The following is a 5477-nucleotide window of genomic DNA, read 5'->3' as shown; positions in this document are numbered from 1 at the left end:
GCAGAGGCGGCAGCGGCCGCCGCTGCCAGGGCCCAGGCCCCGCCCCCCGCCCGTCCGTGGTCCGCCGAGGGCGCGGCCGCCGCCATCGCCTTCGCCAAGTCCAAGATCGGCCTGCCCTACGTCTGGGGCGGCGAGGGCCCGGGCGGCTACGACTGCTCCGGGCTGACGATGATGGCCTGGCGCGAGGGCGGCCGGCAGCTCAACCACTTCGCCGCCGACCAGTACGCCCAGAGCACCCCGATCGGCTACCGCCAGCTGCGCCCGGGCGACCTGGTCTTCTGGACCGACACCGGCCGCGCCGCCGACATCTACCACGTCGGGCTCTACATCGGCGACGACCAGATGATCGAGGCCCCGCGGGCCGGCATGCCGGTCAAGCAGGCCAGCCTCTGGATCATGGGCACCCCGAACTTCTACGCCCGCCCCTGACCCCCGGGCCGGCGAGCCGCGGTCAGCACCTCGACGGGGGCGGTCGGCACCACCCCCTCGGCGGCGGCCGCGAGGGAGGGGTCGAGCGTGACCAGGGCGTCCGCCTGGAGCCGGGTCAGCGCGAGGTACTCGGCGTCCGGGGTGTCCGGCAGGCCGAGCCGCTCGGCGATCCGCCAGGCGGTGGCCTGCAGGACGCGGTCGCCGAGCAGCCGGATCCGCAGCGCCCGCACCGCGTCGAGCGCGCGTTCGGCGTCCCGCTCGGCCAACTCGCCGCGCCGGACGGCCCCGTAGAGGAGCGACAGCAGCTGCGAGCGCAGCAGGGTCGGGGCCGGCAGCTGGTGCCCGGCGGGGGCCGCGGCCCCGTCCCGGACCAGGTGGAGGGCCACCTCCGGAGTGATCACGTACGTGGCCATGGCGGTGGCGGCCTCCTCGGGGCGCGGGGATCGCCGACCAGTCAACTCCGGCGGGCGCCGCCCGTGGTGGACGCCACGAGGACCGCCGTGAAGACTGTCACGAAGGCCGCCGCTCCGGCGGGCTACCGGTCGGCCAGGTCGGCCAGGGCCTGGCGGCTGTCGCGCAGCCGCACGACGGTCCAGCCCCAGGCGGCGGCGAACGGGAGCGACACGAGGAACACGGCGAGCGCGCCGCCGATCCGCCCGATCATCTCGGAGTCGCAGGCCTCCGCCATGTGGAAGCCGGTCGGCTCGTAGAAGGCCGGTGTGCCGCAGATCCCCGCGGCCGGGAGGAAGACCAGCCACAGCGCCCAGAGCCAGCCGGCCACGGTCAGCCCGCCGACCAGCTTCACCGCCAGCGACCAGCTCTCGTAGTCCTTCAGCCGGCGGACGTACTGGTCCTCCATGGTTCCCCCCGAAATCGGATCGTTTGTGCCTGAACCGGCACGAGGATGCCAGGTCGGGCCGCCGGGACGCCACTGTCGGCGGGTCGCGCTAGCGTGGCCGCCGGACCGGCACTGAGGAGGCGTCATGCGGCTGCGGGATGTTCGGGCGGGGGACGTCGAGGCGTACGTCCGGATGCGGTGCGACCCGGTGATGATGGCCGAGCTGGGCGGGCCGCTGCCCCGGGAGAAGGTGGAGGCGCGGCTGCGCAAGGACCTGGCCGAGGTGGCCGCGGACGGCGCCTGGATCAGGATGATCGTGCCGGACGCCGCCGGTGGAGACGAGGCCGCGGGCGTCGTCACGCTCTGGTCGGACGAGGAGGACGGCGTGCCGGTCTCCGAGATCGGCTGGATGGTGCTGCCCGAGTACCAGGGCCGCGGCCTCGCCAAGGCGGCCGTCCGCCTGGTGCTGGACGCCGCCGCCGAGGACGGCCGCTGGGGCGAGGTGCACGCCAACCCGGGGACGGCCAACGGGCCGTCCAACGGGATCTGCCGGGCGCTCGGCTTCCGGCTGCTCGGCGAGCGGGACCTGGACTTCGCGGACCGCGTCCTGCGGACCAACCACTGGGTGGTGGTGCCGGGCGAGCACACCGGGTCGCGCACGGAATAAATCGGATGCCGCCCCCGAAAGGCCGCCGTACGGTGGCCCCATGGGCAACAGCAACGATCACGCGGCCGTCGACACCGTGAGCGGGCTCCAGGTACGGGCCGTCTCGGTGGACGAGGTCGCGGAGTGGAACCGGGCGCTCAACTTCGGCTTCCTGCGCCCCGAGGTGGCCGTCGCGGAGGACCTGCGCCGCCGTTACTGGGAGCCCGGCCGGATGCTGGCCGGCTTCGACGGCGAGCGCCAGATCGCCACCTTCCGCAGTTTCGACACCGAACTGACCGTCCCGGGCGGGGCCGTCGTGCCGGCCGACGCCATCACCAACGTCGCGGTCACCGCCACCCACCGCCGCCGCGGCCTGCTCAGCGCGATGATGCGGCGGGACCTCGCGGCCGCCGCCGAGCGCGGCAGCGCGGTCGCGATCCTGGCCGCCGCCGAGTACAACATCTACGGCCGCTTCGGCTTCGGCCCGGCCACCCAGGGCGCCGGCTGGAACATCGAGCTGCGCCGCACCCGCGGTCTGCGCGAGGGCCTGCCGGGCGTCCCCGGCGGCCGGACCGACTTCGTGACCATGGCGGAGCTGCGCGAGCTGGGAGCAGACCTGCACGAGCGCTGGCGGCGCACCCAGCCGGGGGCGATCGAGCGCGACACGCTCTGGTGGGAGCGCACCTCCGGCGAGGTGCGGGCGCCGGGCGACGAGTTCAAGGAGCCCTTCGCCGCCGTCCACCGGGACGCCGCCGGGGAGGTCACCGGCCTGGTGCTCTACCGGATCGCCAACAAGTGGGACGGCGCCTACCCCGACTGCAAGCTCACCGTGAGCGAGTTCATCGCCCTCGACCTGCCCACCGCCGTCGAGCTGTGGCGCCTGGTGCTGTCGGTCGACTGGGTGTCCCGGGTCGAGGTGCCCAAGCTCGCCCCGGACGACCCGCTGCCGCTGCTGCTCCAGGACCCGCGCGCGGCCACCCCGCACGAGGACAACGGGGACCTCGTGTGGCTGCGGGTGCTGGACGTCGAGGCCGCGTTCGGCGCCCGGAGCTACGGCGCCCCCGGCCGGGTGGTGCTGGAGGTCGACGACAGGCTCGGCTACGCCTCCGGCCGTTGGGCGCTGGAGACGGCCGAGGACGGCACCGGCCGCTGCGTCCGAACCACGGACGACGCCGACCTCGCGCTCGGCGCCTCGGAGTTGGGCTCGCTCTACCTGGGCGCGGAGACGGCGTCGAGGCTGGCCGCGGCCGCCCTGCTCACCGAACTGCGCCCGGGCGCGGCCGCCGCCGCCGACCTGCTGCTGCGCACCCCGCTGCGGGCCTGGACGCCGACCGAGTTCTGATCCCGTGCGCGTGCCGGAGGCCGACCCGTTCGCGGGCCGGCCTCCGGCGTTGTCGCGGGCGCTACTTGACCGCCGCCTTGCCGATGGTGGGCAGGATGAAGTCCTGGATCAGGCCCTTGGCGTCGCGGACGATCGGCCGGAAGACCCGGTAGCGGGACAGGTTGATCATCCGCGCCGCGAGCGGCGTCGAGCGCCGGACGAACTCCCTGGTCCGCTCGGTGTCCGGGGTGCGGTCGAAGACCCAGTACAGCACCACGATCATCAGGTAGAGCCAGAGCACGTCCGGCAGCAGCTCGACCAGCTCGGCGTCCAGCTTGGGCGCCAGCTCCGAGCCCTGGAGGACGTCGCGGAACAGCTCGACCGCCGTCGCCCGGGCCGGGTGGGACTCGTTGGAGAACGGGCTCAGCGAGCTGGTCGGGTCGGCGGCGGTGCGGAAGAACTGCGCGGAGAACTCGTGGTACGGCGCGGCCGTGTCGAGCCAGGAGTCCAGCGCGATCCGCAGCCGCTCGGAGAAGTCCCGGGTGTGGGCCATCCGGCGCCTGGCGTCGGCCGCGTGCTCGTAGGTCATCCGGTCGTAGAACCCCTGGATCAGGAATTCCTTCGCCGAGAAGTAGTAGTAGGCGTTGCCCACCGAGACGCCGGCCTCGGTGGCGATGGCGCGCATGGTGGTCTTCTCGTAGCCCCGTTCCTGGAACAGCCGCATGGCCGTCTCCAGGATCAGGGCACGGGTCGCCTCACTCTTGTCGGTCTTCGGCTGGGCCCGGCCGCCGGGCAGGGGCCCGCCCTCCGGTGCGGGGCCGCCCTCCGGTCCGGGCACGGCCGGAGCCCCGGCCGTGCCGTTCCCGCCGTCCGTTCGGTTCGTCGCTGCCAGGTCGTCCACGAGGACGAGCCTAGCCGGAGACGACGTTCCATCCGGTGTCGGTGTTCGTGGCACCGGATGCCCCCTCCGCACCCGGTACCACGATGACCCCTCGAATTTCGAACGCGTTCAAAAGCTGAGTGGAACTGTAGACGCTTCGGTTGAACATGTTCAACTCCATCTCTGTGGGAGGCTGGTCACATGATCAGTTCAGGACAGATCGTCATTCGGCGCGGCGGAGTGCGGGACGCCGAGGCCGTCGCCGAGCTGCACGCCCACAGCTGGCGCACCACCTACCGGGGGATCGTCCCGGCGGAGGGGCTGGGCGACGGGATGGCGGCCCAGCGGCGCGAGCTGTGGGAACTGCGCCTGGACGCCGACTACGGGGAGCCGGAGAACACGCCCGAGCTCCTGATCGCCGAACGGGCCGGTGCGGTGGTCGGGTTCATCTACCTCGTCCCGCAGCCGGACGGCGGGGTGCTGATCGACAACCTGCACGTGCGCCCCGGCCTGAACGGGGGCGGCATCGGCCGCGAGCTGCTGACCGCGGGCCGCGCCCATGTCGCCGAGCGGCACCCCGGGGCCGCACTCTCCCTGGAGGTGCTGCGGGACAACACCCGCGCGATCGCCTTCTACGAGCGCGAGGGCGCCGAGCGGGTCCGGGCGCAGGAGGGGGAGTTCCCCGGCGGATTCCTGCTGCCCGAGTACGTGTACGCCTGGCCGGCCGAGCGCGTGGCGACCGGGGCCGACCGGCCGGAGCCGGCGGACCGGTAGGAACGGACCGATGGGAACGGATCAGTAGGAACGGATCGGTGGACGTGGAAGCGGCGCCGGAGCGGCCCGGTCAGTCGAAGTCGTAGACCGTCACCGGGACGCCCCGGTCCGTCAGCCGGGCGGTGACCAGCGGCTCGACCCGCTCCCAGCGCCCGCCCGCCAGACCGCAGCCGATCCGCGGCATGTGGACGGAGGCGCCGAGCCGGAGCGCGTGCCCGCCCAGCGCGTCCAGCCCGGTGTCGATCGCCTCGTACCGCACGGGCACCCCGGTGGAGCGCCCCGTCCGGATGCCGCGCTGGCCGACCAGGTTGGCCACCCAGACGTGCGGATCGACCCGCACCAGCTGGACGGCGCCGAGCCCGAAGTCGTTCGTCGCCCGCTCCCGGTGCCAGCGCCGGTACGCCGCCTCCGGCTCGGGCCAGCGTCTGGAGAGCGCGAGCACGAAGCCCTTGCCCCAGCCGCCGAGGTCGTTGCAGACGTGCGCGATCACCTTCACGCCCTTGCCGTGCGGCGTGGTGGCATCGCCTCGGACGTAGGTGATTTCCTCCATGCCTCGACGTTAGAGGGAGGCACTGACAATCCGCTCGGA

Annotated in this window: 8 protein-coding genes; 4 read left to right on the top strand and 4 right to left on the bottom strand. The window is 73.5% G+C overall.

Annotation, left to right across the window (positions count from 1 at the left end; genetic code table 11):
- Positions 1-429, top strand: a 429-nt coding sequence (locus AE652_RS34000) for a C40 family peptidase (RefSeq protein WP_049658685.1), incomplete at its 5' end; no start/stop codon positions are given.
- Here the strand turns inward: AE652_RS34000 and AE652_RS33995 are convergent.
- Together AE652_RS33995 and AE652_RS33990 are read right to left on the bottom strand one after the other, a co-directional pair.
- The gene (locus AE652_RS33995; RefSeq protein ID WP_049658682.1) at positions 414-842 is read right to left on the bottom strand and encodes a type II toxin-antitoxin system VapC family toxin; all 429 of its coding nucleotides are present in this window, start codon (positions 840-842) and stop codon (positions 414-416) included. The two genes, AE652_RS34000 and AE652_RS33995, sit on opposite strands and share 16 nt — an antisense overlap.
- Before the next feature lie 122 nt (positions 843-964).
- Positions 965-1288: a hypothetical protein gene (locus AE652_RS33990; protein ID WP_049658680.1), complete on the bottom strand. Its 324-nt coding sequence runs from the start codon at positions 1286-1288 to the stop codon at positions 965-967.
- 124 nt (positions 1289-1412) lie between these two features.
- Between AE652_RS33990 and AE652_RS33985 the strand changes: the two genes are divergently transcribed.
- The gene (locus AE652_RS33985) at positions 1413-1934 is read left to right on the top strand and encodes a GNAT family N-acetyltransferase (RefSeq protein ID WP_049658676.1); all 522 of its coding nucleotides are present in this window, start codon (positions 1413-1415) and stop codon (positions 1932-1934) included.
- Positions 1935-1974: 40 nt separating this feature from the next.
- A complete protein-coding gene (locus AE652_RS33980; protein WP_049658674.1) occupies positions 1975-3255 on the top strand; it encodes a GNAT family N-acetyltransferase in 1281 nt (426 codons plus the stop codon).
- 61 nt (positions 3256-3316) lie between these two features.
- Here the strand turns inward: AE652_RS33980 and AE652_RS33975 are convergent, their stop codons facing one another.
- Complete coding sequence (locus AE652_RS33975; RefSeq protein WP_234348640.1) at positions 3317-4135, bottom strand: TetR/AcrR family transcriptional regulator; 819 nt, start codon at positions 4133-4135, stop codon at positions 3317-3319.
- Between the two features lie 180 nt (positions 4136-4315).
- Between AE652_RS33975 and AE652_RS33970 the strand changes: the two genes are divergently transcribed.
- Positions 4316-4888: a GNAT family N-acetyltransferase gene (locus tag AE652_RS33970; RefSeq protein ID WP_107086613.1), complete on the top strand. Its 573-nt coding sequence runs from the start codon at positions 4316-4318 to the stop codon at positions 4886-4888.
- 70 nt (positions 4889-4958) lie between these two features.
- Here the strand turns inward: AE652_RS33970 and AE652_RS33965 are convergent, their stop codons facing one another.
- Positions 4959-5438, bottom strand: coding sequence for a macro domain-containing protein (locus AE652_RS33965; RefSeq protein WP_049658671.1), 480 nt, complete (start codon positions 5436-5438; stop codon positions 4959-4961).
- Positions 5439-5477 lie beyond the last annotated feature (39 nt).

Source organism: Kitasatospora sp. MY 5-36, assembly GCF_001182915.1.
GTDB lineage: Bacteria > Actinomycetota > Actinomycetes > Streptomycetales > Streptomycetaceae > Kitasatospora.
Note: the sequence above shows the minus strand (reverse complement) of the source record. Positions and strands in the feature narration are given on the sequence as shown.

Coding starts and splice junctions, on each gene's coding strand:
- AE652_RS33995 (WP_049658682.1), bottom strand. CDS start 842: ATGGCCACGTACGTGATCACTCCGGAGGTGGCCCTCCACCTGGTCCGG.
- AE652_RS33990 (WP_049658680.1), bottom strand. CDS start 1,288: ATGGAGGACCAGTACGTCCGCCGGCTGAAGGACTACGAGAGCTGGTCG.
- AE652_RS33985 (WP_049658676.1), top strand. CDS start 1,413: ATGCGGCTGCGGGATGTTCGGGCGGGGGACGTCGAGGCGTACGTCCGG.
- AE652_RS33980 (WP_049658674.1), top strand. CDS start 1,975: ATGGGCAACAGCAACGATCACGCGGCCGTCGACACCGTGAGCGGGCTC.
- AE652_RS33970 (WP_107086613.1), top strand. CDS start 4,316: ATGATCAGTTCAGGACAGATCGTCATTCGGCGCGGCGGAGTGCGGGAC.
- AE652_RS33965 (WP_049658671.1), bottom strand. CDS start 5,438: ATGGAGGAAATCACCTACGTCCGAGGCGATGCCACCACGCCGCACGGC.